This window comes from Cellulomonas persica (genome assembly GCF_007989825.1).
GTDB classification, from domain to species: Bacteria; Actinomycetota; Actinomycetes; order Actinomycetales; family Cellulomonadaceae; genus Cellulomonas; species Cellulomonas persica.
The window spans coordinates 36405-61535 of the sequence record NZ_BJUA01000015.1 but is presented as its reverse complement, the minus strand read 5'-3'; the positions used below and the strand labels follow the sequence as shown (position 1 = coordinate 61535).

The 25131-nt window shown below is 74.7% G+C and carries 26 protein-coding genes; 17 read left to right on the top strand and 9 right to left on the bottom strand.

Going from position 1 to position 25131, the window contains the following annotated elements:
• Positions 1-242 precede the first annotated feature (242 nt).
• The 4 genes from CPE01_RS13690 (at position 243) to arfA (ending at position 4065) form a co-directional block, all read left to right on the top strand.
• Entirely contained in the window at positions 243-1418 is a 1176-nt protein-coding gene (locus CPE01_RS13690; protein ID WP_146807377.1) for an acetoin utilization protein AcuC, read from the top strand.
• Positions 1419-1683: 265 nt separating this feature from the next.
• Entirely contained in the window at positions 1684-1908 is a 225-nt protein-coding gene (locus CPE01_RS13685; protein ID WP_146807388.1) for a helix-turn-helix domain-containing protein, read from the top strand.
• A gap of 318 nt (positions 1909-2226) precedes the next feature.
• Complete coding sequence (locus tag CPE01_RS13680) at positions 2227-2325, top strand: 30S ribosomal protein bS22 (protein ID WP_003792170.1); 99 nt, start codon at positions 2227-2229, stop codon at positions 2323-2325.
• Between the two features lie 225 nt (positions 2326-2550).
• Positions 2551-4065, top strand: coding sequence for an arabinosylfuranosidase ArfA (gene arfA, locus CPE01_RS13675; protein ID WP_146807376.1), 1515 nt, complete (start codon positions 2551-2553; stop codon positions 4063-4065).
• Between the two features lie 28 nt (positions 4066-4093).
• Here arfA and CPE01_RS13670 read toward each other — a convergent pair whose 3' ends face one another.
• Both CPE01_RS13670 and CPE01_RS13665 read right to left on the bottom strand, forming a co-directional pair.
• Complete coding sequence (locus CPE01_RS13670) at positions 4094-4633, bottom strand: GNAT family N-acetyltransferase (protein WP_146807375.1); 540 nt, start codon at positions 4631-4633, stop codon at positions 4094-4096.
• A gap of 238 nt (positions 4634-4871) precedes the next feature.
• Positions 4872-5711: an HAD family hydrolase gene (locus CPE01_RS13665; RefSeq protein ID WP_146807374.1), complete on the bottom strand. Its 840-nt coding sequence runs from the start codon at positions 5709-5711 to the stop codon at positions 4872-4874.
• A 241-nt stretch (positions 5712-5952) separates the two neighbouring features.
• On the opposite strand from CPE01_RS13665, the gene CPE01_RS13660 reads away from it, so the two are divergent.
• Positions 5953-6222: a glutaredoxin family protein gene (locus tag CPE01_RS13660; protein WP_146807373.1), complete on the top strand. Its 270-nt coding sequence runs from the start codon at positions 5953-5955 to the stop codon at positions 6220-6222.
• Between the two features lie 87 nt (positions 6223-6309).
• Complete coding sequence (locus CPE01_RS13655) at positions 6310-6972, top strand: redox-sensing transcriptional repressor Rex (protein WP_146807372.1); 663 nt, start codon at positions 6310-6312, stop codon at positions 6970-6972.
• 124 nt (positions 6973-7096) lie between these two features.
• On the opposite strand, the gene CPE01_RS13650 is transcribed toward CPE01_RS13655, so the two are convergent.
• Complete coding sequence (locus CPE01_RS13650) at positions 7097-7657, bottom strand: YceI family protein (RefSeq protein ID WP_146807371.1); 561 nt, start codon at positions 7655-7657, stop codon at positions 7097-7099.
• A 340-nt stretch (positions 7658-7997) separates the two neighbouring features.
• Here CPE01_RS13650 and CPE01_RS13645 point away from each other — a divergent pair, with 340 nt between their 5' ends.
• From CPE01_RS13645 to ccsB, 6 genes are read left to right on the top strand one after another with little or no spacing between them, the layout of a single operon-like run.
• Positions 7998-8651, top strand: coding sequence for a MarR family winged helix-turn-helix transcriptional regulator (locus CPE01_RS13645; RefSeq protein ID WP_307723706.1), 654 nt, complete (start codon positions 7998-8000; stop codon positions 8649-8651).
• A gap of 49 nt (positions 8652-8700) precedes the next feature.
• Complete coding sequence (locus CPE01_RS13640) at positions 8701-9441, top strand: histidine phosphatase family protein (protein WP_146807370.1); 741 nt, start codon at positions 8701-8703, stop codon at positions 9439-9441.
• Position 9442: 1 nt separating this feature from the next.
• Entirely contained in the window at positions 9443-10078 is a 636-nt protein-coding gene (locus CPE01_RS13635) for a TlpA family protein disulfide reductase (protein WP_146807369.1), read from the top strand.
• Between the two features lie 23 nt (positions 10079-10101).
• Positions 10102-11037: a cytochrome c biogenesis CcdA family protein gene (locus tag CPE01_RS13630; RefSeq protein WP_146807368.1), complete on the top strand. Its 936-nt coding sequence runs from the start codon at positions 10102-10104 to the stop codon at positions 11035-11037.
• A 1-nt stretch (position 11038) separates the two neighbouring features.
• Entirely contained in the window at positions 11039-13051 is a 2013-nt protein-coding gene (gene resB, locus CPE01_RS13625) for a cytochrome c biogenesis protein ResB (protein ID WP_246783947.1), read from the top strand.
• On the top strand, positions 13048-14166 hold the full coding sequence (ccsB, locus tag CPE01_RS13620) for a c-type cytochrome biogenesis protein CcsB (RefSeq protein ID WP_146807367.1): 1119 nt from the start codon (positions 13048-13050) through the stop codon (positions 14164-14166). The genes resB and ccsB overlap by 4 nt, the downstream gene beginning before the upstream one ends.
• Positions 14167-14376: 210 nt before the next feature.
• Here the strand turns inward: ccsB and CPE01_RS13615 are convergent, their stop codons facing one another.
• The 3 genes from CPE01_RS13615 to CPE01_RS13605 all read right to left on the bottom strand — a co-directional run bounded on the left by CPE01_RS13615 (position 14377) and on the right by CPE01_RS13605 (position 16539).
• Positions 14377-14595 (bottom strand): hypothetical protein, encoded by a 219-nt coding sequence (locus CPE01_RS13615; RefSeq protein ID WP_146807366.1) that lies wholly within the window; start codon positions 14593-14595, stop codon positions 14377-14379.
• A 69-nt stretch (positions 14596-14664) separates the two neighbouring features.
• Positions 14665-16065, bottom strand: a complete 1401-nt coding sequence (locus CPE01_RS13610; RefSeq protein WP_146807365.1) for a DUF222 domain-containing protein — start codon at positions 16063-16065, stop codon at positions 14665-14667.
• A gap of 132 nt (positions 16066-16197) precedes the next feature.
• The gene (locus CPE01_RS13605) at positions 16198-16539 is read right to left on the bottom strand and encodes a PLD nuclease N-terminal domain-containing protein (RefSeq protein ID WP_146807364.1); all 342 of its coding nucleotides are present in this window, start codon (positions 16537-16539) and stop codon (positions 16198-16200) included.
• A gap of 112 nt (positions 16540-16651) precedes the next feature.
• Between CPE01_RS13605 and CPE01_RS16655 the strand changes: the two genes are divergently transcribed.
• Positions 16652-17236, top strand: coding sequence for a DUF4229 domain-containing protein (locus CPE01_RS16655; protein ID WP_146807363.1), 585 nt, complete (start codon positions 16652-16654; stop codon positions 17234-17236).
• Positions 17237-17240: 4 nt separating this feature from the next.
• Here CPE01_RS16655 and CPE01_RS13595 read toward each other — a convergent pair whose 3' ends face one another.
• Both CPE01_RS13595 and CPE01_RS13590 read right to left on the bottom strand, forming a co-directional pair.
• The gene (locus CPE01_RS13595) at positions 17241-18110 is read right to left on the bottom strand and encodes a 1,4-dihydroxy-2-naphthoate polyprenyltransferase (protein WP_146807362.1); all 870 of its coding nucleotides are present in this window, start codon (positions 18108-18110) and stop codon (positions 17241-17243) included.
• Positions 18107-19477 carry an AMP-binding protein gene (locus CPE01_RS13590; protein ID WP_246783946.1) on the bottom strand — a complete coding sequence of 457 codons (1371 nt, stop codon included), beginning with the start codon at positions 19475-19477 and terminating at the stop codon, positions 18107-18109. The genes CPE01_RS13595 and CPE01_RS13590 overlap by 4 nt, the downstream gene beginning before the upstream one ends.
• Before the next feature lie 211 nt (positions 19478-19688).
• Here CPE01_RS13590 and CPE01_RS13585 point away from each other — a divergent pair, with 211 nt between their 5' ends.
• A complete protein-coding gene (locus CPE01_RS13585; protein ID WP_146807360.1) occupies positions 19689-20780 on the top strand; it encodes a DUF3048 domain-containing protein in 1092 nt (363 codons plus the stop codon).
• A gap of 141 nt (positions 20781-20921) precedes the next feature.
• Complete coding sequence (locus CPE01_RS16505; RefSeq protein WP_186811546.1) at positions 20922-21080, top strand: hypothetical protein; 159 nt, start codon at positions 20922-20924, stop codon at positions 21078-21080.
• 66 nt (positions 21081-21146) lie between these two features.
• Here CPE01_RS16505 and CPE01_RS13580 read toward each other — a convergent pair whose 3' ends face one another.
• Entirely contained in the window at positions 21147-22106 is a 960-nt protein-coding gene (locus CPE01_RS13580; RefSeq protein ID WP_146807359.1) for a 1,4-dihydroxy-2-naphthoyl-CoA synthase, read from the bottom strand.
• 78 nt (positions 22107-22184) lie between these two features.
• Here CPE01_RS13580 and CPE01_RS13575 point away from each other — a divergent pair, with 78 nt between their 5' ends.
• Entirely contained in the window at positions 22185-23156 is a 972-nt protein-coding gene (locus CPE01_RS13575; protein ID WP_146807358.1) for an o-succinylbenzoate synthase, read from the top strand.
• Entirely contained in the window at positions 23153-25054 is a 1902-nt protein-coding gene (gene menD, locus CPE01_RS13570; RefSeq protein WP_146807357.1) for a 2-succinyl-5-enolpyruvyl-6-hydroxy-3-cyclohexene-1-carboxylic-acid synthase, read from the top strand. Before CPE01_RS13575 ends, menD begins: the two co-directional genes overlap by 4 nt.
• The last annotated feature ends 77 nt before the right edge of the window (positions 25055-25131 follow it).

The window sequence follows — 25131 nt, the reverse complement described above, 5'->3', positions numbered from 1 at the left end:
GGCCGACGGACGTGCATCGCACACTCTGGCACGACCCGGGGCTTGCGGCCGTGCACCGCCCGCGGCCGCGAGACGGGTCGTCGGGCGTCGTGGGCCGACTCGTCGCCGGACTCCGGCCCGTCCACCGCCGGTCCACTGCCGGTCTACTGCCGGTCCACTGCCGGTCCACCGCGGCCCGCGGCCTGCGGGCCTGGGGGAGCGCGCCGTTCGACAGGGTGGCCCGGGGATGTTTGGGTGAGGGCATGACGCAGCGGCCACGCGTGGAGTGGGCCCCCGAGATGCTGCGCTACGACTTCGGCCGGGGGCATCCGATGGCACCGGACCGGCTCGCGCTCACGATCGACCTCGCGGCCGAGCTCGGGCTGCTCGAGCACGTCGACCTCGTGGCGGCCGAGATCGCCGACGACGAGCTGCTCGCGACCGTGCACGAGCCCGCGTACGTCGCGGCGGTGCGACGGGCGGCCGACGAGGGTGTGCGCGACGAGGCGCGCGGTCTCGGGACCGCCGACGACCCGCTGTTCCCGAGCATGCACGAGGCCTCTGCGCGCGTCGTGCAGGGGACGGTGGACGCCGCGCTCGCGGTCTGGCGCGGGCAGCGCACGCACGCCGTGAACATCACGGGCGGCATGCACCACGCCATGCCGGGCGCCGCGTCGGGCTTCTGCGTCTACAACGACGTCGCCGTCGCGATCCGCGCGATGCTCGCCGAGGGCGCCGAGCGGGTCGCGTACGTGGACGTCGACGCGCACCACGGCGACGGCGTGCAGGCGGTGTTCTGGGACGACCCCCGGGTGCTCACGGTGTCGATGCACGAGTCGGGGCGCTCGCTGTTCCCCGGCAGCGGTCATCCCGACGAGACCGGAGGCGCGGGTGCGCCCGGCTCGGCGGTGAACCTCCCGCTGCCCGCCGGGGTGGGCGACGCGGGCTGGCTGCGCGCGTTCGACGCCGTGGTGCCGGCGGTGGTGCGCGCCTTCCGACCGCAGGTGCTCGTCACGCAGCACGGCTGCGACACGCACGGCCTCGACCCGCTGAGCAACCTGCGGGTCTCGGTCGACGCGCAGGTCCTCGTCGCCCGACGGCTCGACGAGCTCGCGCACGAGCTGACCGACGGGCGGTGGGTCGCGGTCGGGGGCGGCGGCTACGCGATCATCGACGTCGTGCCGCGGGCGTGGGCGCGGCTCCTCGCGGTGGCCGCGCACCGGGACGTCGCGCCGGGCACGACGGTGCCCCAGGCGTGGCGCGAGCGCGTCGCGCAGCAGTACGGCCGCGAGGGGCCGGACCGGATGTCGGACGTGGCCGAGCCGACGTTCCGTGCGTGGCGGTCGGGGTTCGACCCGTCCGACGACGTGGACCGCGCGATCCGCGCGACCCGGTCGCTGAGCTTCCCGCACCTGGGCCTCGACGTCGACCACGACTGAGCGTCGGCCTGCGGCGACCCGTGCTCCGCTGCCGGGCGGGTCGCCCACGCCCGGAAGGTGTCCGGTTCGTCCTCGGCGGTGCCGATCGTCGGGGTCGTGCGTCGCACGTTCGGTTGTCACTCTCGTCACCCCTTTCACTCGTGTCCCACGCGCCACTAGGGTTGGCACCAGCCAGCCGGACGACGGGCTGGACGTGGGCACGAGCCGGACCGCCGGTCGGGCCGTGGACGAGCGTCGGACGACGCCCAGGAGGATGACCGCCAAGATGAGCGACCAGCCGGGCCGCGTGCGCTACCTGACGGTGGTGGAGGTCGCCGACGTCATGCGCGTCTCCAAGATGACGGTGTACCGGCTGCTGCACTCGGGCGAGCTGCCCGGCGTGCGCGTCGGCCGCTCCTTCCGCGTCCCGCAGGACGCGCTCGACGCGTACCTGCGGTCGTCGATGTCCGCGATCGCGCCCGAGCAGGACACCGAGCGCCGCTCGTCCTGACGCGCCGCTCGTCCTGACGCGCCGCTCGTCCTGACGGGTGCCGACGTCGTCCCGACGGGCGCGTCGGCGTCGCACCACGCGCCGCGCGAGGCGCCGCTGCGGCGGGACCGCGCCGGGTGTGACGCCCGGCATCCGTCCGGCGGCCGACTGCGCGTCGCGGGCATGCCCGCCGATCGCGTAAGGTAGGCGCTCGGACTTTCCTCTGCGTGGACGGTTGCGCGTGCGAGCGCGCCGCCGAGGCCCTCACGGGTGGCCACGCGCCGATCGACCAGCACCGGTCCGCCTCCGCGGGCCACACCCGGAAGCGAGAGTGGACCCATGGGCTCCGTCATCAAGAAGCGCCGCAAGCGGATGGCCAAGAAGAAGCACCGCAAGCTGCTGCGCAAGACGCGTCACCAGCGTCGCAACAAGAAGTGACCTCGCGCTGCGCAGGCAGCGCATGAGAGAAGGGCTCGACCGCGTGGTCGGGCCCTTCTTTCGTGTATTGACGTGACATGATCGGCCCGTTCTACAACGATGGAGAAACAGGTCGCCCAGTCCGCGGGTGGACCGTGCCTCGTCGCGTCGACGCTGTCGCGACAGGTCCGGCCCGCCCCGCTGCGAGGCGCACCGTGACAGCCCCGACGTCTCAGAAGGTCCCGCATGATCCCCGTGAGCATCACCATCGATCCCGCGTTCCGAGTGGGCCCCGTGCGCCGTCGCACGTTCGGCTCGTTCGTCGAGCACCTGGGGCGGTGCGTCTACACCGGCATCCACGACCCGTCGCACCCGACGGCCGACGGTGACGGCTTCCGCAAGGACGTCATCGAGCTCACGCGTGAGCTCGGCGTGAGCACCGTGCGGTACCCGGGCGGCAACTTCGTGTCGGGGTACCGCTGGGAGGACGGCGTGGGCCCGGTGGCCGAGCGCCCGAGCCGGCTCGACCTCGCATGGCACTCGACCGAGCCGAACACGGTGGGTGTCGACGAGTTCATGCGCTGGACCAAGGCGGCGGACGTCGAGCCGATGATGGCGGTCAACCTGGGCACGCGGGGCGTCCAGGAGGCGCTCGACCTGCTCGAGTACTGCAACGTCAAGGGCGGCAGCCGCCTGTCGGACCTGCGCCGCGCGAACGGCACGCCCGAGCCGCACGACATCACGATGTGGTGCCTGGGCAACGAGATGGACGGCCCGTGGCAGATCGGGCACAAGACGGCCTACGAGTACGGCCGGCTCGCGGCCGAGACGGCCCGTGCGATGCGCATGATCCAGCCCGACCTCGAGCTCGTCGCGTGCGGCTCGTCCGGTGTCGCGATCCCCACGTTCGGCGAGTGGGAGCGCATCGTGCTCACCGAGGCCTACGAGCACGTCGACCTCATCTCCGCGCACGCGTACTACTGGGAGGACGAGGGCGACCTCGGCTCGTTCCTCGCGTCCGCGACCGACATGGACCACTTCATCGAGTCGGTCACCGCGACCGCCGACGCGGTCCGTGCGCACAAGAAGCTCGCCAAGCGGATCCACATCTCGTTCGACGAGTGGAACGTCTGGTACCAGCACCGCGCCGAGTCCCAGCCGCCCACGGGCGACGACTGGCCCGTCGCCCCGATCCTGCTCGAGGACCGGTACAACGTCGCGGACGCGGTCGTCGTCGGGAACCTGATCATCAGCCTGCTGCGGCACAGCGACCGCGTGCACGCCGCGTCGCTCGCGCAGCTCGTCAACGTCATCGCGCCGATCATGACCGAGCCCGGCGGCCGCTCCTGGAAGCAGACGACCTTCCACCCGTTCGCGCAGGCGTCGCGCTTCGCGCGCGGCGACGTGCTGCGGGTCGCGCTCGACGTCGCGACGTACGAGACCGCCAAGTACGGCGACGCCGCGCTCGCGGACGCGGTGGCGACGTACGACGCCGAGACCGGTGACGTCGCGCTGTTCGCCGTGAACCGTTCGACGGACGAGCCCGCGCTGCTCGACGTCGACCTGCGGTCGATCCCCGGCCTGCGCCTCGTCGACGCCAGCACGCTCGCGAACCCGGACCACACGTGGCAGGCGACTGCCGACGACGACAGCTCCGTGCTCCCGCGCGCGAATGCGACCGCACAGGTCGCCGACGGTCACCTGCGCGTCGAGGTGCCGCCGGTCTCGTGGAACGTGGTCCGCCTGACGACCCAGGGCTGACGGGCGCGACCCGGGGAGGGCGCTCGGGTCACAGGACGCGCTCGAGGACGTAGTCGTCCTCGATGCGGGAACCCACGCGGAAGTGCTTGGTACCGACCCGGCGGAAGCCGTGCCGGTGGTAGAAGCGCTGCGCGCGCTCGTTGAGCTGGTTCACGCCGAGCCAGCAGCCGAGGGCGCGACGACCCCGCGCGTCCTCCAGGCTCGCGTCCATCAGCAGGTCCGCCACACCCGCGCCGTGCCGCTGCGGGCGCACGTAGCACTTCGAGAGCTCCACCGTGGGCCACAGCGAGAGCGTCGAGCGCACGTCGGGGTCGGCGGGCATGCCCGCCACGAGCATCGCGTACCCCTGGAGCTGCGTGCCGTCCTCGTCGTCCTCCGCGACGAGCACGGTGCGCCGGCCGTCGGCGAGGTAGCCCTCGAACGCGCTCTGCGAGAGCACCGTGTCGACGAACGCGCGCTGGTCCTCGGGGGTCGACCCCGGAGGGCACGCGAGCGGGAACGTCACGGCGGCGAGCTCGGCCAGGGCCGGGGCGTCGTCGTGCCGGGCAAGTCGGACATGAACGGTCACGGCGGACCACCTTAGGCGGCTTGCCCCGGGCGATCAGCCCCCGGTCAGGGCGCTGGCACCCAAGCAGACCGGTCGCCGACGAGGTCGCGAAGCGGCGTTCCCGTCGCAACCGGGACGTAAGGTTCAGGCCCCGCCTGCCTCGGTGACCGCCTGACTTGGTCTGCCGACCGCCGCGGTGGCCGTCGGGCTCGGTGTCCGTCGGGAGCAGCAGGTCACTGGCCGGACGGGGGTGGTGGGCTCAGCGCTCGGCGCGGGACAGGAACGCGCGTCGTGCCGCTCGTGCGGTGACCGCGACCGCCCACGCGCCGCCCGCGAACGTCGCGGCACCCGCGCTGCGGCGGGCCGTGCGACGCGCGGGCCGGAAGTCGCGCACCGGCCAGCCGAGCTGGGCCGCGCGGCGGCGCAGGCGGCGGTCCGGGTTGATCGCGCACGGGAAGCCGACGCTGCGCAGCAGCGGAAGGTCGTTCGTCGAGTCGCCGTACGCGTACGACTGCGTGAGGTCGAGGTGCGCACGCTCGGCCAGCGCCTGGACGGCCCGCGCCTTCGCCTCGCCGTGCAGCATGTCCCCGACGAGCCGGCCCGTGTAGAAGCCGTCGACCTCGTCCGCGATGGTGCACAGCGCGCCGGTCGCTCCCAACCGTCGCGCGAGCAGCTCGGCGATCTCGCGCGGCGACGCCGTCACGAACCAGACCGGGAGGCCCGCCGCCCGGTGTGCGTCGAGCAGCGCGCGCGTGCCGGGGTAGATCCGCAGGTGCAGCACCTCGTCGTACACGTCCTCCGCGATCGCGGTGACCTCCGCGACCGAGTGCCCGCGCATGATCGAGAGCGCCTCGCCGCGCAGCTTGTCGATCTGCCGGCGGTTCTCGCCGAGCATCCGGTACCGCAGCTGGTGGCCCGCGAACCGCACGAGGTCCCACGGCCGGAAGAACCCGCGTCGGTAGAGCCCGACAGCCAGGTGGAACGCGCTCGCACCCCGCACGATCGTGTTGTCGACGTCGAAGAACGCGGCCGCGCGTGGAGCGCCCTCACGGTCGGGACCCGCCGGATCGGCGTCGACGGGACCGCTGGGCTCGGACACCCGGCCACTGTATCCAGGCTCCCTGGGAGCCCCGTGCCGGGCTCGGTCGGACCGTCGACGGCTCGGCGCGCCCGGCCGTCCGTCGCCCGCACCCGCCGCCCGGTGGGCCACGGACGAGGCGCTGCGGCGCTCTGCCGGGCGAGGCGGTCCGGCGCGGTCGGCGTCGGGCGAGGCGTGTCGGGATCGCAGGCGATGGGCGAGACGGCCCCACGACGGCCCTCGTCGGGTCTAGTGTCGGCACGTGCCCGACGAGCCGACGACCGCCGCCCGTGTGGTGCTCTTCTCGCGTGAGGGATGCCACCTGTGCGCCGACGCGCGTGCGGTCGTGGCCGCGGAGGCCACGCTCGCGGGCACGACGTGGCGCGAGGTGGACGTCGACCGCGACGTCGAGCCCGGGCGGGACCTCGGCGAGCTGAGCGAGCTCGTGCCCGTGGTCGAGGTGGACGGCGTCCGTCAGGGGTACTGGCGGATCGAGTCGGCGCGGCTGCGGCGTGCGCTGGCCGCCCGCTGACGGAGCGCACGTGGGCGCGACGAGGAGCATGGCTCTGGCGACCGCGGCGAGCATCCCGGTGGGCACGGACGTCGCCGGTGGGGGCCGATGAGCGCGGCTCAGGTCCCCGACGCGACCGTCGCGCGCCTTCCCCGCTACCTGCACGCGCTCGAGGCGGTGCGCGACGCGGGGGTCGTGACGTCGCAGGAGCTCGCGCGCGCGGCGGGCGTCTCCCCGGAGCAGCTCCGCAAGGACCTGTCGTTCCTCGGCTCGTACGGGCGGCGCGGGGTCGGGTACGACGTGGCGCACCTCGAGCAGCAGATCGGTGTCGTGCTGGGCGTGGCGACGCGGCGCACCGTCGTGATCGTCGGGATCGGGTACCTGGGGCACGCGCTGGCGAGCTACGGCGGGTTCGCCGAGCGCGGGTTCGACGTCGCGGCGCTCGTGGACGTCGACCCGCAGGTCGTCGGGACGCGCGTGGCGGGGCTCGTCGTCGAGCCGATCGAGGACCTGCCGCAGGTCGTGGCGCGCACGGGCGCGTCGGTCGGGGTGATCGCGGTGCCGGCGCAGCACGCGCAGTCCGTGTGCGACGCGCTCGTGGCCGCGGGAGTGACGGGGCTGCTGACGTTCGCACCGCGTGCGCTGCGCGTGCCCGACGGCGTGACCGTGCGCGCCGTCGACGTCGCGAGCGAGCTGCAGATCCTCGCGTTCCACGACGCGCGTCGGCACGCCGACCTCGAGCGCGCCGCGGTCCCGCCGCGCGCCCGCTGACGCGCGGGCTCACGGCCTCGAGGACTCGCACCGCGCCGTGCTCCGGCGCAGACGCCGCGGGGCGGGCCCGACGTGCGGACCCGCCCCGCGGCGGTGAGTGGCTCGCCGACCGGCGAGCGCTGCGTCAGGCCTGCTTGATGGCCGAGACGTCGAGCGTGATGGTGACCTTGTCGGAGACGAGGACGCCGCCGGCCTCGAGGGCCGCGTTCCACGTCAGGTCGAAGTCCTTGCGGGAGATCGTCACGGACGCCTCGAACCCGGCGCGCGTGTTGCCGAACGGGTCGACCGCCGAGCCGTTGAACTCGGTCGCGAGCTCGACCGGACGCGTGACGCCGTGGATCGTGAGGTCACCGGCGATGACGTACTCGCCGCCCTCGGGACGGATCTGGGTCGAGGTGAACGACCACTGGCCGAACTTCTCGACGTCGAAGAAGTCGCCGCTCTTGAGGTGGCCGTCGCGGTTCGCGTCGCCGGTCGAGACGGTCGCGGGGTCCAGCGTCGCCGTGACCGACGTGCTCGCCAGGTCCTCGCCGACCGCGATCTGGCCCTCGGTGACCGCCACCGTGCCGCGAACCTTGGAGATGCCCGCGTGACGGACGGTGAACGCCGCCTCGGTGTGCGAGGGGTCGATCGCCCAGGTGCCCGTGGTGAGGCCGGCGGGGAGGGCGGTGGTCGTGGTGCTCATGGCGAGTGCTCCTGTCGTGGGGGGTCGTGCGGTTCGTCGTTCTCGGGTCGTGGTGCTCGGTCCGTCGAGATCGTTGAACTCTCAACAACCTGTTAGTTCAAAGTTGTACTACAGTGGGGGGCGGAGCGCAAGTGCTCGTGGTGCGCATCACGTCCGTCACGCGTCCCGGCTGCCAGACTGCGAACCGCAGGTTCGTGCGTGTCGAGCAGTCGCAGGGACGCGACCGGCAGGCGAGCGAGCCCGTGCAGGCGTTCCACGCGTCCGCCCGACCCGCAGGCCGGACCCGGCGCGACCGGCTCACGACACCGCCGCGTCGTCGCCCGCACGAGAGAGGTGACCCGTGACCGACCCGACCGCCGCGACCGTCGCGCGCGCTGCCGACGCCCGCGACCCACGCGAGGCGACCGCCGAGACCGACGCCGACCGCACGACCGTCACGGGAGACGCCCTCGACACGAGCCGCGATGCGACTCGCGAGACCGACGCCACCGGTGACGCCGCGGGCGGCGCCGACTCGGCGGAACCGCCCGTGCGCTGGCTCACCGCCGACGAGCAAGTCTCCTGGCGGTCGTTCCGGACCGCCACCGCGATGCTCTCCGACGTGCTCGCGCACGAGCTCGACCAGCAGTCGGGACTCTCCATCCACGAGTACGAGGTGCTCGTGCGGCTCTCGGAGTCGCCCGACCGCACCATGCGCATGTCCGAGATCGCGACCGGCCTCGCGCACTCGCGCAGCCGGCTCACCCACACGATCCGTCGCATGGAGTCCGACGGGCTCGTCGAACGACGCCCGTGCCCGTCCGACGCGCGCGGCGTCGACTGCGTCATGACCGAGCAGGGGTGGCAGCGGCTCGTCGCCGCGGCGCCGGGTCACGTGCGGTCGGTACGGGCCCACCTCGTCGACGTCCTGACTCCCGAGCAGTTCGCCGCGCTCGGCGAGGCGATGGAGGCGGTGCGCGCCCACCTCACCGGTGGCGGGTGTCACTCCGTATGAGGGCGGACCGGGCCACGAGCACACGGGTGCGTGAGGGACACTGACTGCCATGGTCGCGACCACCGTCCATCTGATGCGTCACGGCGAGGTGCACAACCCCGGGGGTGTGCTCTACGGCCGCCTGCCGGGCTACCGCCTGTCCGAACGCGGCCGCGCGATGGCGCGCATCGTCGCCACGCACCTGTCCGGACGCACGTACGACGGCGCGTGGCTGAGCGAGCTCGGGCACGACGACGAGGCCGCCGACACCGTCGCGCGCGGCGCGGTCAGCGACGTGCCTGCGGGACCGCGGCGTGACGTCGTGGCCGTGATCGCCTCGCCCCTCGAGCGTGCGCAGGAGACCGCGGGTCCGATCGCGGCCGCGTTCGGCCTGCCCATCGGCACCGACGCGCGCCTGATCGAGGCCGAGAACCACTTCCAGGGCATGACGTTCGGGGTCGGCGACGGCTCGCTGCGGCACCCCCAGCACTGGCCGTTCCTGCGCAACCCGTTCCGGCCCTCGTGGGGCGAGCCGTACCGCCAGCAGGTCGACCGCATGCTCGCCGCCGTCGAGGACGCACGCGAGCAGGCCCGCGGCCACGAGGTCGTGCTCGTCTCGCACCAACTGCCGGTGTGGGTCACGCGGCTCGCGCTCGAGAACCGCCGCCTGTGGCACGACCCGCGCAAGCGTCAGTGCTCGCTCGCCTCGCTGACGAGCCTGCGCTACGAGGACGACGAGCTCGTCTCGATCACCTACACCGAGCCCGCCGCCGCGCTGCTGCCGGGCGCCGCGACCGTGGCGGGGGCGTGACGTGAGCGTCCGTCAGCGTCCTGCCACGCGCCGTCGCGCCGTCGGTCGCGTCGCGCGCCGCCCGTTCGTCGGCCTCGCCGTGGCCGTGGCCGCGGTCGTCGTGCTCGCCGGGTGCGGCCCCGCGGAGCAGACGAACGACGTCGTCGGCCAGAACTACCAGTCGGGCGACGGGTCGACGACGACCTGGGCCGTCGGCGACCGCCAGGGTCCCGTGGCGCTCTCCGGCACCGACTACGCGGGCCAGGAGCAGGACGTCACGGCGTGGCAGGGCGACGTCGTCGTCCTCAACACCTGGTACGCGGCGTGCCCGCCGTGCCGCGCGGAGGCCCCCGACCTCGTGGCGCTCGCGAACGACTACGCCACCCAGGGCGTCCAGGTCCTCGGGCTCAACTCGCGCGACGAGGCCGGCGCGGCCGAGGCCTTCCAGCGCACGTTCGACATCCCGTACCCGAGCATCGACGACCGCACCGGCGCGGCGGTCGCGGCGCTGCAGGGCGTCGTCCCGCTCAACGCCGTGCCGACGACGGTCGTGCTCGACCGGTCCGGCAAGGTCGCCGCGCGCGTCGTGGGGCTCGCGGACGCCTCCACCCTGCGCACGCTGGTCGACGACCTGCTCGACGAGCCGGTGGCCTCGTGACCCTCGCCGCGACGCTCACGTCGGTGACTTCGGGGACGACGGCGGCCGGCCCCGTGCTGGCCGACGCCGGTGACGCGTTCGGCCGGACCGCCTCGAGCGGGTCGCTCGCGCTCGCGATCCCCGTGGCCGTGCTGGCCGGGCTCGTGTCGTTCGCGTCCCCGTGCGTCCTGCCGCTCGTGCCCGGCTACCTCGCGTTCCTCGGCGGCATGACCGGCGCTGCGTCGGGCCGGACGGCACCCGCCGTCGGTGGAGCTCCCGTGATCGCCGGGGGCATCGTGCGCGGCACGGCACCCGGCCTCCCGCCCGTCGGCTCGTCCGCGGGGTCCTCCGCCTCGGGGTCCTCGACGACCGCCGGCTCGTCGGTGACCTCGGCACCCGGCCGTGGGCGCGTGCTCGTCGGGGTGGGCCTGTTCGTCGCGGGGTTCTCGCTGGTCTTCGTCGTCTTCGGCGTGCTCGCGGGCACGCTCGGCGCCGCACTCGTGCAGTGGTCGGACACGCTGTCGCGGGTCCTTGGCGTCGTCGTCATCCTCATGGGGCTCGCCTTCCTCGGGTTCGTGCCCTTCCTCCAGCAGGACAAGCGTCTGCACCTCGCGCCTCGCGCGGGGCTGTGGGGGGCGCCGCTGCTCGGCGTGACGTTCGGGCTCGGGTGGACGCCGTGCATCGGCCCGACCCTCGCGGCGATCTACACGCTGTCGCTCGACCAGGCGTCCGCCGCGCGCGGGGCGGTGCTCGCGGTCGCGTTCTGCGTGGGCCTCGGGCTGCCGTTCCTGCTCGTCGCGCTCGGCGTCGAGCGTTCCGCGCGCGCGCTGGCCTTCCTGCGCCGGCACCGGCTCGCGATCATGCGGGTGGGCGGCGGCCTGCTCGTCGTCCTGGGGCTCGCGCTCGTGACCGGCGTGTGGGGCCAGTGGGCGCAGTGGCTGCAGGGCGTGTTCACCGACGACTTCGTGCCGGTGGTGTGACATGACCGCCTACCGCCCTGACGGCCTCGAGGACACGTTCGCGACGGCGGGCTCCGACGCCGACACCTCCGACGCCACTGACCCCGCCCACGGCGACGCCACCGGCACCGCCCGAGCGGGCTCGGTCACGCCCGGCCCGCGGGCCGCGGGGGAGCGGGACACCACCGCGGCCCAGCTGCCGTCGCTCGGGTTCGTCGGCTGGGCGCGCTGGGCGTGGCGCCAGCTCACGAGCATGCGCGTGGCGCTGCTGCTGCTCATGCTCCTCGCGGTCGCGGCCGTCCCCGGGACGATGTTCCCGCAGAACTCGCAGGACCCCGCCAAGGTCGCGGAGTACCTCGTCGACCACCCGACTCTCGGCCCGTGGCTCGACCGGCTCGGGTTCTTCGACGTGTACTCGTCGATCTGGTTCTCGGCGATCTACCTGATGCTGTTCATCTCGCTCGTCGGCTGCATCCTGCCGCGGGCCCGCGCCCACCTCGGCGCACTGCGCGGCCGCCCGCCGCGCACGCCCCGCCGGCTCACGCGCTTCCCGGCGCGCGCCGACGCGACGAGCGACGCCACACCCGAGCAGGTCGTCCTCGCCGCACGTGACGCGATGCGGCGCGGCCCCGCGTGGCTCCCGTTCGTGCGGTCCTACCGCGTGGACGTGCACGACGAGGGCCAGGGCACGTGGTCCGTCTCGGCCGAACGCGGGTACCTGCGCGAGACGGGCAACCTCGTCTTCCACCTCGCGCTCGTCGGGCTGCTCGTCTCGATCGCGGCCGGGCAGATGCTGCACTACCGCGGGCAGGCGATCATCCTGCAGGGCCGGGGCATGGCGAACGCCGTCAAGGAGTACGACACGTTCGAGAAGGGCACGGCGTTCCGCGAGGACAGCCTGCAGCCCTTCACGGTCCGGCTCGACGACTTCACCGCACGGTTCGACGAGGAGACCCTCGAGCCGCGCGACTTCGCCGCCTACGTGACGGTCACCGACCCCGACGGCACACCCCACGCGGAGACGATCAAGGTCAACCACCCGCTCGAGCGTGACGGCGGCAAGATCTACCTGCAGGGCAACGGGTACGCGCCGGAGCTCACCGTGCGCGACGGGTCCGGCGAGGTCGCCTTCGCGGGCGCCGTGCCGTTCCTGCCGCAGGACGAGGTCTACACCTCGCGCGGCGTCGTGAAGGTCCCGGACGTGTCCGACGACCAGCCGCAGATCGGGCTCGTCGGCTACCTGCTGCCCACCGCTGTCGAGGTCGCCGACGGCCTGTTCCGGTCGGTGCACCCCCAGCCCGACTCGCCGCTGCTCGTGCTGTCCGTCTGGTCGGGCAACCTCGGGCTCGACACCGGGGTGCCGCAGAACGCCTACCAGCTCGACGAGTCGCGCATGGAGCAGGCGGTCGACGACTCCGGCAAGGCGATCACGCTGTACCTGCGACCCGGCGAGACGGTCGAGCTGCCCGATGGGCTCGGCTCGGTGACGTTCGGGGACGTGTCGCGCTACGTCGCGCTCGACCTGCGGCACGACCCGGCACTCACCTACGTGCTCGTGTTCTCGCTCGCCGCGTTCGCGGGTCTCGCCGCGTCGCTGTTCGCCCCGCGCCGCCGTCTGTGGATCCGCGCGACCCCGACCGCCGGCGCTGGGACGTCCGAGGGGCGGCCCGCACCTGACGGTCAGCCCGCACCCGACGGTCAGCCCGCGCCCGACGGCAAGCCCGCTGCAGACGGTCAGCACGCGTCCGCCGGCGAGCAGTGCGCTGGTGAGCACGGCGCTCGTGACCACGGTGCTCGTGAGCACGGCGCTCGTGAGCAGGGCGCTGACGGTGCGGGTCCGAGCCAGGGATCTACAGTGGTGACCGCCGCCGGGCTCGCGCGCGGCGACGACGTCGGCCTCCAGCCCGAGCTCGAACGCGTGCTCGTCGCGGCGCTCGCCGCCGCCGACCGTGTCCAGCACACGTCGGGGCCGAAGCCGCACGGCGCCGACCGAGCACCGGACGCGCAGCGCGTCACTGATGAGGAGAAGGCATGAACACGGGTGATCTGAGCACGCTGCTCGTCTGGGCGGCGGCGACGGCATTCACCATCGCGCTGATCGCCTACACGGTCGACCTCGCGCGGCTCGCCGACAACGCCCAGCGGCGCGAGGGCGCCGACGCCGACGCGGCCGGTGCCGCGGCCGTCCAGGACCGCGCGAACGTGCCGGCCACCGCGGGCGTCGGTGCGGGTGCGGGCTCGTCGGCACGCGTCTCGTCGCCCCTCTCCGGGAGCGCGACGGGCGGGGGCAGTGTCTCAGCCGTCGCGGGCTCGGCCGCCGAGGCGGCGCCCGGTCGCTCGCCGCGCGCCGAGGGCATCGCGCGCTCCACGACCTATCTCGGCAGCGCGCTGCTGTTCGTCGCGATCGTGCTGCGGGGTGTGGCCGCCGGTCGGTGGCCCACGGCGAACATGTACGAGTTCACGCTCGTCGGTGTGTTCGTCGCGACGACGGTGCTCGCGATCGTGCAGCGCCGTCGCGTCATCGCCTTCCTCGGCGTCGTCGTCATGGGCATCGCGGTCACGGCGCTCGTCGTGGCGCTCGAGAGCTTCTTCGTCCGGGCCGACGCCGTCCGACCTGCGCTGCAGAACTACTGGCTCGTGCTGCACGTGGGCGTCGCGATCATCGCCACCGGCATCTTCACGGTCGCGTTCGCGACCGCGGTCCTGCAGGTGCTGCGGCACGGCCGCGAGACCGGTCGCTCGCACCTCGACCACCCGTGGAAGTCCGCCGACGGCCTCCGTCAGGCCTTCTCGGGCCTGGCCGTCACCGGCCCGCGGTTCCGCTGGCTCGAGCAGGTGCCCGACGCCCGCCGCCTCGAGGCCCTCTCGTTCCGGCTCAACGCGGTTGCCTTCGTCCTGTGGACCCTCACGCTGATCGGCGGCGCGATCTGGGCCGAGGACGCGTGGGGTCGGTACTGGAACTGGGACTCCAAGGAGGTCGGCACGTTCGTCGCGTGGGTCGTGTACGCGGGCTACCTGCACGCACGCACGACGCGCGGGTGGAGCGGTCGCAAGGCGGCCTACTTCGTGTTCGTCGGCTACGCGTGCGTGCTCGCGAACTTCACGGTCGTCAACCTCGTCCTCCCGGGCCTGCACTCGTACGCCTTCTAGCCCACTCACGCGCCTGGGGGCGGCCACCGACTCGCGTGCGAGCACGCGCTGCGTGACCGGGGCGCGCCGTCGCGCGCCGCCCGCATCCTCAGGGTCGGGGGCTGGCCGTCGCACGCCGCCCGCGTCCTCAGGGCTCGGGGGCGGGCGGTCTGCCCGCCGAGACGCGCCCCGTGCTGCGGTCACCCTGTCATGGTGCGCTCCTCCCTCACGTCACGGCGGACGGTCGTCGGCCTCGGGGAGATCGGAGGTCGTGCGCTCGGAGTCCGTGCGGGCTGGGCCGGTGGCGTGCGAGTCGCCGGTGGCGTGCGAGTCGGGCTGGTCGGACGCAACGACGCGGCCGTCGCGCGTGCGGAACGTGTAGCCGACCTGCCGGATCTCGTGCGTGCCCCCACCGGGCGTGCGGGCGATCACGAGGTCGCGGCGGTGCACCTCGTGGTGGTGGTAGCTGCACAGCAGAGCACCGTTCTCGACCGACGTCGCTCCGCCGTCCCGGTCCCACTACTGGATGTGGTGGACCTCGCACCACCGGGCGCGTGCGCCGCACCCTGACCACACGCAGCCCCGATCGCGGGCGATCACCGCGCGCCGCAGGTACCCCGAGTACAGCCGCTGGGTCCGGCCCACGTCGACGGGTCGGCCCTCGGCGTCGACGACGACGCGCGTGAGCTCGCAGTCGCACAGCAACCGCACGACCTCGCTGACGGGGATCGGAGCGCCCTCCTCGTCGGCGGGTGGCGTCACGCCCCGCAGCCCTTCCGCGAGCATCTCCGCGGGGGATCGTCGGGCGGATGTGTCCGTTCGGGGCGGGTGGAGGACGGACGAGAGCGCCGCCCACGTGTCCTGCGAGAGAACCACCGACACGTGCGGCGCCACGGACGCCGAGGGTGGTGAGTCGGGAGCCGACAGCGCGTGCTCTGCGATCGCGACGAGCGCGTCCGCACGACGCTGCTCGAGCGAGCGCGGGTCGTCGGTGGTCGGACGCGGGCTCGCGGCCTCGAGGGCCAGGCGCAGGCGATGACCCGCGCGCAGGTCGAGCAGCCCTCGCACCTGCGTGCCGCCTGGCGTGTCCGTCACGTGGAGGTGCCGGCGCTCCCGCTGGGCGGCGTGGTCCCGCTCGACCGCGACGGGGTCCACAGCCGCCGCCCAGCGGTCGACCGCGCTCGCGAAGTGGCGACCGTCGAGCCGACGCCCGAGCTCCACGAGCGCGAGCTGCTGCTCGGGCTCGGCCAGGGCCGCGGCGACCGCGGGCGTCGCCTTGGCGGCGGTGCGGGCGAGGACGTCGACGTGCCGCTGCGACAGGGTGCGGTTCGCGAGCCCCTCCTCGACGGCGGGCATCGATGTCACGACCTCCGCGGCCCGTACCTCGGCCGAGGCGGCGGGTGCGCCGCCGCGCGTGACTCGCCCACGCCACGCGGCGAAGTCGCGGTCCCCGCTCCCGGCCCAGCTGCCGGCCCGCTGCTCGGCGCTGAGCAGGTGTGCCCGCGCGGCGATGAGCGCGGCGACCGCGTCGTCGATCCCGGCGATCGCCGACTGCCGGTCAGCGCCGGCCCACCGCGCGGACGCACGCGCCGGGGCGAGCAGTGACCGGGCGAGCCTGACGAGCGAGGCCACCGCGCTCGCGACGTCCGTCCCCGACCCAGCGCCGACGTCTGGCGCTCCTCCGCCGGGTCCGCCGTTGCGCGCGGCTCCAGTCCCCGGCCCAGCGCCGGTGTCTGGCCCCCCGACGCCGAGATCGCCCGGGCGCGCGACGCCCGCCCCGGCCCCGGCGTCAGGAGCCACGACGCCGAGCGTGCCGGAGTGCGCTGCGGTGCTCGAGCGCGCGCTGCCGCCCGCGACGACGGCGACCCCCTCGGCTGCCGTCGCCGCGGGAGCACCGGAGTCCCACAGCATCGAACGCATGTACGAATCGTACCGAGATCGCCCGACATGCCCGTGTCGTCATCCACAGAGGGTGGAGCCCAGGGAAGGACGGGCCGGGGCAGCCTCCTGAAGAGGCCTCGCGCTGCGAGCATCTGCCCGCAGTCGGAAGGGTCAGCTAGGAGCGGGGCCCGTCGAGTCGCGGGGCTCGTCGTCGGTCCCACGGCCCTCGCGCCGACGGCGCTCCTGCTCGAGCCGCCACAGGAACTCCGGGTCGTCGTCGGGGGCGACGGGACCGCTCGCCACCGGCCCGGCGGCCTGCCGCGGTGCGCGTCCGGCGCGTCGCGTGCGGCTCACGGCGAGCCACACGACGCCGCCGATCAACGGGAACAGCACGACGAGCAGCACCCACAGCGCGGGGTGCACGCCCAGGCGCTCGTCGTCCTCGCTGCGCACGATGTCGATCACGCAGTACACGACGAGACCGATCAGCAGCAGCGTCCCCAGGTACCTCATCCCGGCAGGCTATCTGCTGGGGGCCGCGCCGTGACGGTCGGTGTGGTGCAGATCGCGGCGGTGGGGCCTCGGCGCGGCCCGACGGGGCCGCGGGCCCGCCTACGCTGGCTCCGTGCCAGTCCTCGTCTACACCCTCCTGCGCCTCGCGCTGTTCGCGGTCGTCACGGTCGCCCTGTGGTTCGTCGGCATGCGTTCCTGGCTCGCGCCGGTCGCGGGCCTGTTCGTCGCGTGGGCGCTGTCCTACGTGCTGCTCGGACGGCAGAGCCGCGCGGCGGCCGCCTGGGTCGAGCAACGCGCCACGGCCCGCGCGGGGTCGCGCCGGGTGACGGCGTCCGACGAGGACGCGAGCTATGAGGACGCGGCGGTCGACGCCGCCGAGGCGCGTCTCGCCGAGCACCCCGAGGACCGAGCGGCTCGCGAGCCGCGTCCGGCCGCGCCGCCGTCCGACGACACCGCGCGGGTCGACGCACAGGCCGAGGCACAGACCGAGGCGGACGCCGACCCGGCCGCACCCCAGGCCGACGAACAGCCGGCCGCACCCCAGGCCGACGAACAGCCGGCCGCACCCCAGGTCGACGAGCAGCCGGTCGAGCGTCAGACCGACGAGCAGCCGGTCGAGCGCCAGACCGACGAGCAGCCGGTCGAGCGTCAGACCGACGAGCAGCCGGTCGGACGTCAGACCGAGCCGCGCGCCTGACGCGTCAGAGCGCGAGCCCCAGCCCGAGCAGCACCCCGAACGCGAGCTCGAGCAGCCCCGTCCCGGCGAGCACGGGCACGAGCGCCCGCCCGCGCGCCCCGAGCAGCACGACGACGGCGAGCACCCCGGCCGGCGCGAGGAGCACGCTGACCATGAGCGCCCACGGCGCCGCGAACGCGCACACGATGCCGAGCAGCACGGGCACGACGACGAGCGCCGCGTACGCCCACCGGGCGCGCCGGTCGCCGAGCCGCACCGCCAGGGTCCGTTTCCCGACGAGCGCGTCGGTGGGGATGTCCCGCAGGTTGTTGACCATGAGCAGCGCGCACGCGAGCAGGCCGACGGCCACGGCCCCGACCCACGCGACCCACGAGAGCCGCCCGGCCTGCGTGTACGTGGTGCCCAGGACGGCGACGAGCCCGAAGAACGTGAACACCCCGACCTCGCCGAGCCCCAGGTACCCGTACGGCGTGCGCCCGCCGGTGTAGCCCCAGGCCGCGAGGATCGCGAGCGCGCCGACGGCCAGCAGCCACCACGTGCCGGACGCGGCGACGAGCCACAGCCCCAGCACGGCCGCGACGCCGAACGCGAGGAACGCGGCGTTGCGGACGTCGGACGGTCGCGCAGCGCCCGACGCGGTCAGCCGCATGGGGCCGACGCGGTCGAGGTCGGTCCCGCGGATGCCGTCGGAGTAGTCGTTCGCGTAGTTCACGCCGACCTGCAGCGCGAGCGCGACGCCGAGTGCGAGCAGCGCGCGCCCGAGATGGGACGCGTCGAGCTGCGCGGCCGCGCCGGTGCCGACGAGCACGGGGGCGGCCGCGGCGGGCAGCGTGCGGGGCCGCGCGCCGGCGACCCATTCCTGCGGTGTGTTCACGCGGGGCTCCCGGATGAGGTGGGCTGGGCGGTGGACGACGCGAGGTGGGTCTCGACGACCGTGCGGGCCGTCCGGCGGTCGGGCTTGCCGGGTCCGCGCAGCGGCAGCGCGTCGACGACGACGAGGTGGCGCGGCGCGAACGGCGCACCGAGCGCGCTCGCGACGTGCGCACGCACCGTGGCGAGGTCGACCGACGGCCGTCCGTCCGAGGAGGTCGCGCCCGACGACGGGGCGGCCGAGGTGTCGAGGACGACGAGGGCCGCGACCGCCTGGCCCCACTCGTCGTCGGGGACGCCCACGACGAGCGCCTCGGCGACCCCCGGCAGCGTCGCGAGGGCCGCCTCGACGGCCGCGGGCGCGACGTTGACGCCGCCGGTGACGACGACGTCGTCGGCGCGCCCGAGCACCGTGAGGCGGTCGTCGTCGATCCGCCCGAGGTCGCTCGTGCGCAGGTAGCGGGTGCCGTCGCGCTCGACGAACGTCGTGGCGTCGAGGTCGGGACGGCCCAGGTAGCCCGCGGCCAGGACGTCGCCGCCGAGCAGCACGCGGCCGTCGTCGTCCAGCCGGAGCTGCACGCCGTCGAGGGGCACGCCGTCGTACACGCACCCGCCGCACGTCTCGGTCATGCCGTACGTCGTGACGACGCGCAGTCCCGCGTCCCGGGCGCGCGCGAGCAGGGGAGCCGCAGCGGCCGCGCCGCCGAGCAGGATCGCGTCGAACGTGCGCGCGGCCGCGGTCGCCGCGTCGTCGTCCAGGATGCGCACGAGCTGCGTGGGCACGAGCGAGACGTACCGCGGCAGCGAGCGGCGGACCGCGGGTCCAGCAGCGGGTTCGACAGCGGGCCGGCCGCCGGGTGCGCTGCTGGTCGCGCCCGCGTCGGCGGTCGCCGCGTCGTCGGTCGCGGTGTCGCCGCGCTCGTCGTCGGTCATGGTGGCGACCGCCGCGGTGAACGCGTCAGGGGTGAAGTGCGCGCCGGCGACGACGGCGGGGCGCGTCCCGGCGAGCACCGAGCGCACGAGCACCTGAAGCCCCGCGACGTGGTCGACGGGCAGCGCGAGCAGCCACCGGCCCGGACCGGACAGGCGCCGCTCGGTCGCCAGACCGGAGGCGCGCAGAGCGGCCGCGGTCAGGAGCGCCGCACGCGGCTCACCGGTCGAGCCGGAGGTCGCGACGACGAGCGCGACGTCGTCGGGCACCTCGTCGTCGCGAGCCCGATCGTCGGACGCCTCGTCGGCCGTGCGGGCGGCGCCCGAACCGGGCGTGCACGACGTCACGCGCAACGCGGGACCCGTGCCGTCGAGCGCCGGGCGCAGGAGGTCGAGCAGGAGGTCGACGCGTGCAGCGACGTCACGCAGCGGCCGGCTCACGTTCCCCAGCCTAGGTCGCGCACGCGCGTCGGCCGAACCCGTCCCGGCCTGCCGCGACGTGATCGACGCGACACGACGCACGCCGTCGTGCGGAGGCGAACCGAGCACGACGGGGAGGAACGAGGGAGAACACGGACGAACGTGGTCCGGATGCACGCGCCCGCTGCCGTCCGTGGCACCCTGGTCCCGCTGACCCTGGGGGGAGACACCGATGACGCCCACGTCCATCCGACGACCGCGCACGAACAGCGTGCGTGTACTCGGCCTGCTCGGCGCGCTCGCGCTGACCTTCACCGCCGCCTGCAGCTCTGCAGACCCGCAGCCGGCGCCCACGCCCGTCACCGAGAAGGCGACGATCGACGCCGACAAGCAGCCGGTCCCGACGCCGTCGGTGGCGGCGACCTGGCCGCTCACGGGCGTCCCGATCGAGGGCGAGCCGGTGAACCGTCCGGCGATCGGCGTGAAGGTCGAGAACACCTCGGCCGCGCGCCCGCAGACGGGCCTCGAGAAGGCCGACGTGGTGTGGGAGACGATCGTCGAGTTCCAGGTCTCGCGGTTCGTCGCGGTGTACCACTCGCAGGTCCCGGAGTCGGTCGGCCCGATCCGCTCGGTCCGCCCCATGGACTGGACGATCCTCAAGCCCCTGAACCCGCTGCTCGCGTTCTCGGGCGGTCAGCCGGGCATCGTGGCGCTCACCAAGGACGCGGGCATCCAGCTCCTCAGCAACGATGCGGGCGTCAAGGGCATGTCGCGCTCGAGCGCACGCCCTGCGCCGCACAACGTCTACGGCGACATGGCGGTCTTCTGGGGCCTCGCCGACGCGAACCACCAGAACTCCCCGGCGGAGCAGTTCGGGTTCGCCCGGACGGCCGAGGAGGCCACGGCGGTCACCAGCGGCACGGCCGCGAGCACGCTCTCGTTCCGCCTGTCGGCGGCGTCGAACCCGACCTGGACGTGGGACGCGGCCAGCGGCACGTGGCTGCGCTCGGAGGGCTCGACGCCCGCGATGGCGGCGAGCGGCGAGCGCCTCTCGGCGGTCAACGTCGTCTCGATCGTCGCGGTGCACGAGCAGACCAAGTTCAAGGCGCAGGGCGGCACGCTCGTCCCGACGTACAAGCTCAAGGGCGAGGGCGACGCCACGATCGCGACCGGCGGCAAGACGATCGCGGTGACGTGGAAGAAGGCCGCGCCCGAGGACCCGATGCGCCTCTACCTGCCGGACGGCACCGAGGCGCTGCTCGCGCCCGGGAACACGTGGGTCGAGCTCGTGCCGCAGGGCAAGGGTTCGCTCACGGTCAGCTGAGTCCACCTGTCGTCGGCCGGGCCGTCCACCCTCGGGTGGAGGCCCGGCCTTCGTGCACCCGCCCGCGGTGGGGTGAGCGCGCTGGGAGGACCGGTCCGGCGGCCGACGCGGTGACCGGTGCCCGCGGACGAACCTGGGTCCATGACCACGGATTCCGCACATGAGCTCGTCGAGCACGATGTCGCCTCCGCAGGCGCGGTCGTCGCGGCGGGCGTCGTCCTGCTCGCTCTCGTCATCGGCGCGGCGTTCGTCGTCGCGCAGGTCGTCGACGTCATGGCCTGGTTCGCGTCCGGCAGCTGACCCGGCGCCGGTGGGTGGGGGGCAGGCGCCGGCCCGACGAGGCCGCGCCGCGACCCGACGCCCGCGTCAGTACGCGTACGGGAAGCTCGACCAGTCCGGGTCGCGCCGCTGCAGGAACGCGTCGCGCCCCTCGACCGCCTCGTCCGTCATGTACGCCAGGCGCGTGGCCTCGCCCGCGAACACCTGCTGGCCCGCGAGGCCGTCGTCGGCCAGGTTGAACGCGAACTTCAGCATGCGGATCGCCTGCGGCGACTTGGTCGCGATGATCCGCGCGTACTCCAGGCCGGCGTCCTCGATCTCGTCGTGCGGCACGACGTCGTTCACCGCTCCCCACGCGTACGCCTCGTCGGCCGAGTACTCGCGCGCGAGGAAGAAGATCTCCCGGGCGCGCTTCTGGCCGACCTGCCGCGCGAGCAGCGCCGAGCCGTAGCCGCCGTCGAACGAGCCGACGTTGGCGTCGGTCTGCATGAACCGCGCGTGCTCGCGCGACGCGATCGTCAGGTCCGCGACGACGTGCAGCGAGTGCCCGCCGCCCGCGGCCCAGCCGTTGACGAGCGCGACGACGACCTTGGGCATGGTCCGGATGAGGCGCTGCACCTCGAGGATGTGCAGCCGGCCGGCGCGTGCGGGGTCGATCGCCTCGGCGGTCTCGCCCTCGGCGTACCGGTAGCCGTCGCGGCCGCGGATGCGCTGGTCGCCGCCCGAGCAGAACGCCCAGCCGCCGTCCTTGGGGCTCGGGCCGTTGCCGGTGAGCAGGACGGTGCCCACGTCCGACGACATGCGCGCGTGGTCGAGCACGCGGTACAGCTCGTCGACGGTGTGCGGGCGGAACGCGTTGCGGACCTCGGGCCGGTCGAACGCGACGCGCACGACGGGCAGGTCGCGCACCGCGTCGCCGGAGCGGTCCACGCCGCGGTGGTACGTGAGGTCCGTGAGCCCCTCGAAGCCGTCGACCACGCGCCAGCGCTGGGGGTCGAACGTGTCGGAGACGCGGGCGGGGACGGGGGCGGACGGCTCGGTGCTCACGGCGCTCACCCTAACGAGCGGGCGGCAAGGCGGCCGACGAGCAGAGGGGGTCGCAGGTGCGGCACGTAACCTGGACCGATGCTCGCCCCGGACGTCGTCGTGTGGTCGGTGCCGATGCGCACCCGGTTCCGCGGCCTGACCTCGCGCGACGGCGTGCTGGTCCGTGGGGACGCGGGCTGGGGGGAGTTCTCGCCGTTCTGGGACTACGACGACGAGGAGTCCTCCTCCTGGTGGCGGGCCGCGCACGAGGCCGCCGAGCTCGGCTGGCCCGAGCCGGTCCGGGACCGGGTGCCGGTCAACGTCACGGTCCCGGCGGTCGACGCGGACACCGCGCGCCGCATCGTGCTCGCCTCGGGCGGGTGCCGCACCGCCAAGGTCAAGGTCGCCGAGCGCGGGCAGGACGTGTCCGACGAGGTCGCGCGCCTCGAGGCGGTGCGTGACGCGATCGGCCCCGACGGCGCGATCCGCGTCGACGCGAACGCCGCGTGGGACGTCGACGAGGCGGTGCGCCGGCTCGCGGTGCTCGACGGCGCGGCGGGCGGGCTCGAGTACGCCGAGCAGCCCGTGCCCACGGTCGACGACCTCGCGGCGCTGCGGCGCCGCACGCACGTCCCGATCGCCGCGGACGAGTCGATCCGCCGCGCGGCCGACCCGCTCGCGGTCGCGCGCGCACACGCCGCGGACGTCGTCGTGCTCAAGGTGCAGCCGCTCGGGGGAGTGCGCGCGTGCCTCGAGCTCGCGGAGCGCATCGGGCTGCCCGTGGTCGTGTCGTCCGCGCTCGAGTCGTCGGTCGGGCTCGCCGCGGGCGTCGCGCTCGCGGCGGCGCTGCCCGAGCTGCCGTACGCGTGCGGCCTGGCCACCGCGCAGCTCCTGACGGCCGACCTCGTCGCCGACCCGCTGCTGCCGGCCGACGGCGCGCTGCCCGTGCGCCGGCCGCTACCCGACGCCGCGCTCGTGGCCGCCGCCGCGGCCGACGACGAGCTCGACGCCCGCTGGCGTGCCCGTACGGCCGCGGTCCGTGGTCTCCTCACGCGTCCGGAACGGGCATGATGTCCGGCGTGACGACGGCGCCCGCTCCCGGATCGCCCGCTGTCGCGGCCGCCCGCGTGCTCGTGCAGGCGCTCGCGGCGCTGGGTGTCGAGGACGTCGTCCTCGCCCCCGGCTCGCGCAGCGCGCCGTTCGCGTACGCGCTCGCGGACGCGAGCGCCCCCGACGGCGAACGCCCCGAGCACGCGCCCGCGCTGCGGCTGCACGTGCGGATCGACGAGCGTGCGGCCGCGTTCCTCGCGCTCGGCCTCGCCAAGGCCTCCGCGCACGCCGACGACGGCCCCGCGACCGCGCGCCCCGTCGCCGTCGTGACCACCTCGGGCACCGCCGCGGCCAACCTGCACCCCGCGGTCCTCGAGGCGCACCACAGCGGCCTGCCGCTCGTCGTCGTCACCGCGGACCGCCCGCACGAGCTGCGCGGCACGGGCGCCAACCAGACCACCGAGCAGGCGGGCATGTTCGGCTCCGCGGTGCGGCTCGGCGTCGACCTGCCCGCGCCCGTCGGCCTGCCGCACGAGGCGCGCGACCTGCGGCGCGTGGCGTCACGTGCGGTCGCCGCGGCCACGGGCGCGCGCACGGGCGACCCGGGTCCTGTGCACCTCGACGTCGCGTTCCGCGAGCCGCTCGTCCCGGGCGACGAGCCGTGGCCGGAACCCTCGCCGGAGGGCCTGACGCATGTGCAGTCGCGTCCGCACCCCGTGGTCCCGACGACGACCGGCGCGATCCCCGCGGTCCTCCAGGCCGCCACGAGCGGCACGACCCCGCGCACGTCCGAGCCCGCCGAGCGCGCGAGCCGGCGCGGCCCCGGCCGGCTGAGCGGCATCCCGACCGTGGTCGTCGCCGGTGACGGTGCCGGCGCCGCCGCGCGGCGCCTCGCCGAGGTCAACGCGTGGCCGCTGCTCGCCGAGCCGTCGTCGGGCGCCCGCGGCGGGCCGTGCGCGATCAGCGCGTACCGCCTGCTCCTGGCCGACGAGCGGCTCGGCGGTCGCGTGCGCCGCGTCGTCGTGCTCGGCCGCCCCACGCTGTCGCGCCCCGTCCAGCAGCTCCTCGCGCGCGACGACGTCGAGGTGATCGTCCTCGCGCCGCGCGGCGCCGACTGGTACGACGCGGCGCGCTCGGCCGACCAGGTGCTGCTCGAGGCGCCCGCGCGCATGCGCCAGGGCCGCATGCGCGGACCCGCGGGCTGGCTCGAGTCGTGGCTCGCGGCCGACGAGGCCGCACGGGCGGCGATCGACGCGGTGCTCGACGACGGACCCGAGGCCGTCCGCGGCCGCCGCTCACGCACGGGTGCGCGGATCACCGGCCCGGTGCTCGCACGCACGCTCGCGCTCGCGAGCGCACCGCAGGACGTGGTCGTCGTCGGCTCGTCCAACCCGGTGCGGGACCTCGACCTCGTCGCGCGCTGGGACACGCCCCCGCTCGTCCTGGCCAACCGCGGCCTGGCCGGGATCGACGGCACGCTGTCGACCGCGACGGGCGTCGCCCTCGGCCTGCCGCACCGCCGCGTGCGTGCGCTCGTCGGTGACCTCACGTTCCTGCACGACGTGGGCGGGCTGCTGCGTGGTCCCGGCGAGCCCGCCGTGGACCTGCAGGTCGTGGTCGCGAACGACGACGGAGGGTCGATCTTCGCGACGCTCGAGCACGGCGAGCCGCACCGCGCCGCGGTGTTCGAGCGCGTCTTCGCCACGCCGCACGGCGCCGACCTCGCCGCACTGTGCGCGGGGTACGGGGTGCGGCACACGCGCGTCGTCGAGGTCGACGCGCTGCTGCCCGCACTCGCCGCTCCGGGGCGCGGGGTGAGCGTCGTCGAGGTGCGGGTGGACCGCGCGGGACGACGAGCGCAGACGCAGCTGCTCGCCCGGAGCGTCGCAGCCGCGGCCGCGCAGGCGCTCGACGCCTGAGCCCGGCCGTGCGGGTGCGTTCCGGCCGCCCTCTCGCGTGTGCACCAAACTTCCAGCGAACTCACAGGTTCATGCAA

What these genes read in the sequence shown, in the direction of transcription:
- CPE01_RS13655 (WP_146807372.1), top strand. Translation starts at nt 6,310, where the DNA reads ATGAGCGCGGCTCAGGTCCCCGACGCGACCGTCGCGCGCCTTCCCCGC.
- CPE01_RS13640 (WP_146807370.1), top strand. Translation starts at nt 8,701, where the DNA reads ATGGTCGCGACCACCGTCCATCTGATGCGTCACGGCGAGGTGCACAAC.
- resB (WP_246783947.1), top strand. Translation starts at nt 11,039, where the DNA reads ATGACCGCCTACCGCCCTGACGGCCTCGAGGACACGTTCGCGACGGCG.
- CPE01_RS16505 (WP_186811546.1), top strand. Translation starts at nt 20,922, where the DNA reads ATGACCACGGATTCCGCACATGAGCTCGTCGAGCACGATGTCGCCTCC.
- CPE01_RS13585 (WP_146807360.1), top strand. Translation starts at nt 19,689, where the DNA reads ATGACGCCCACGTCCATCCGACGACCGCGCACGAACAGCGTGCGTGTA.
- CPE01_RS13680 (WP_003792170.1), top strand. Translation starts at nt 2,227, where the DNA reads ATGGGCTCCGTCATCAAGAAGCGCCGCAAGCGGATGGCCAAGAAGAAG.
- CPE01_RS13690 (WP_146807377.1), top strand. Translation starts at nt 243, where the DNA reads ATGACGCAGCGGCCACGCGTGGAGTGGGCCCCCGAGATGCTGCGCTAC.
- CPE01_RS13610 (WP_146807365.1), bottom strand. Translation starts at nt 16,065, where the DNA reads ATGCGTTCGATGCTGTGGGACTCCGGTGCTCCCGCGGCGACGGCAGCC.
- CPE01_RS13685 (WP_146807388.1), top strand. Translation starts at nt 1,684, where the DNA reads ATGAGCGACCAGCCGGGCCGCGTGCGCTACCTGACGGTGGTGGAGGTC.
- CPE01_RS13650 (WP_146807371.1), bottom strand. Translation starts at nt 7,657, where the DNA reads ATGAGCACCACGACCACCGCCCTCCCCGCCGGCCTCACCACGGGCACC.
- CPE01_RS13605 (WP_146807364.1), bottom strand. Translation starts at nt 16,539, where the DNA reads ATGAGGTACCTGGGGACGCTGCTGCTGATCGGTCTCGTCGTGTACTGC.
- CPE01_RS13575 (WP_146807358.1), top strand. Translation starts at nt 22,185, where the DNA reads ATGCTCGCCCCGGACGTCGTCGTGTGGTCGGTGCCGATGCGCACCCGG.
- menD (WP_146807357.1), top strand. Translation starts at nt 23,153, where the DNA reads ATGATGTCCGGCGTGACGACGGCGCCCGCTCCCGGATCGCCCGCTGTC.
- arfA (WP_146807376.1), top strand. Translation starts at nt 2,551, where the DNA reads ATGATCCCCGTGAGCATCACCATCGATCCCGCGTTCCGAGTGGGCCCC.
- ccsB (WP_146807367.1), top strand. Translation starts at nt 13,048, where the DNA reads ATGAACACGGGTGATCTGAGCACGCTGCTCGTCTGGGCGGCGGCGACG.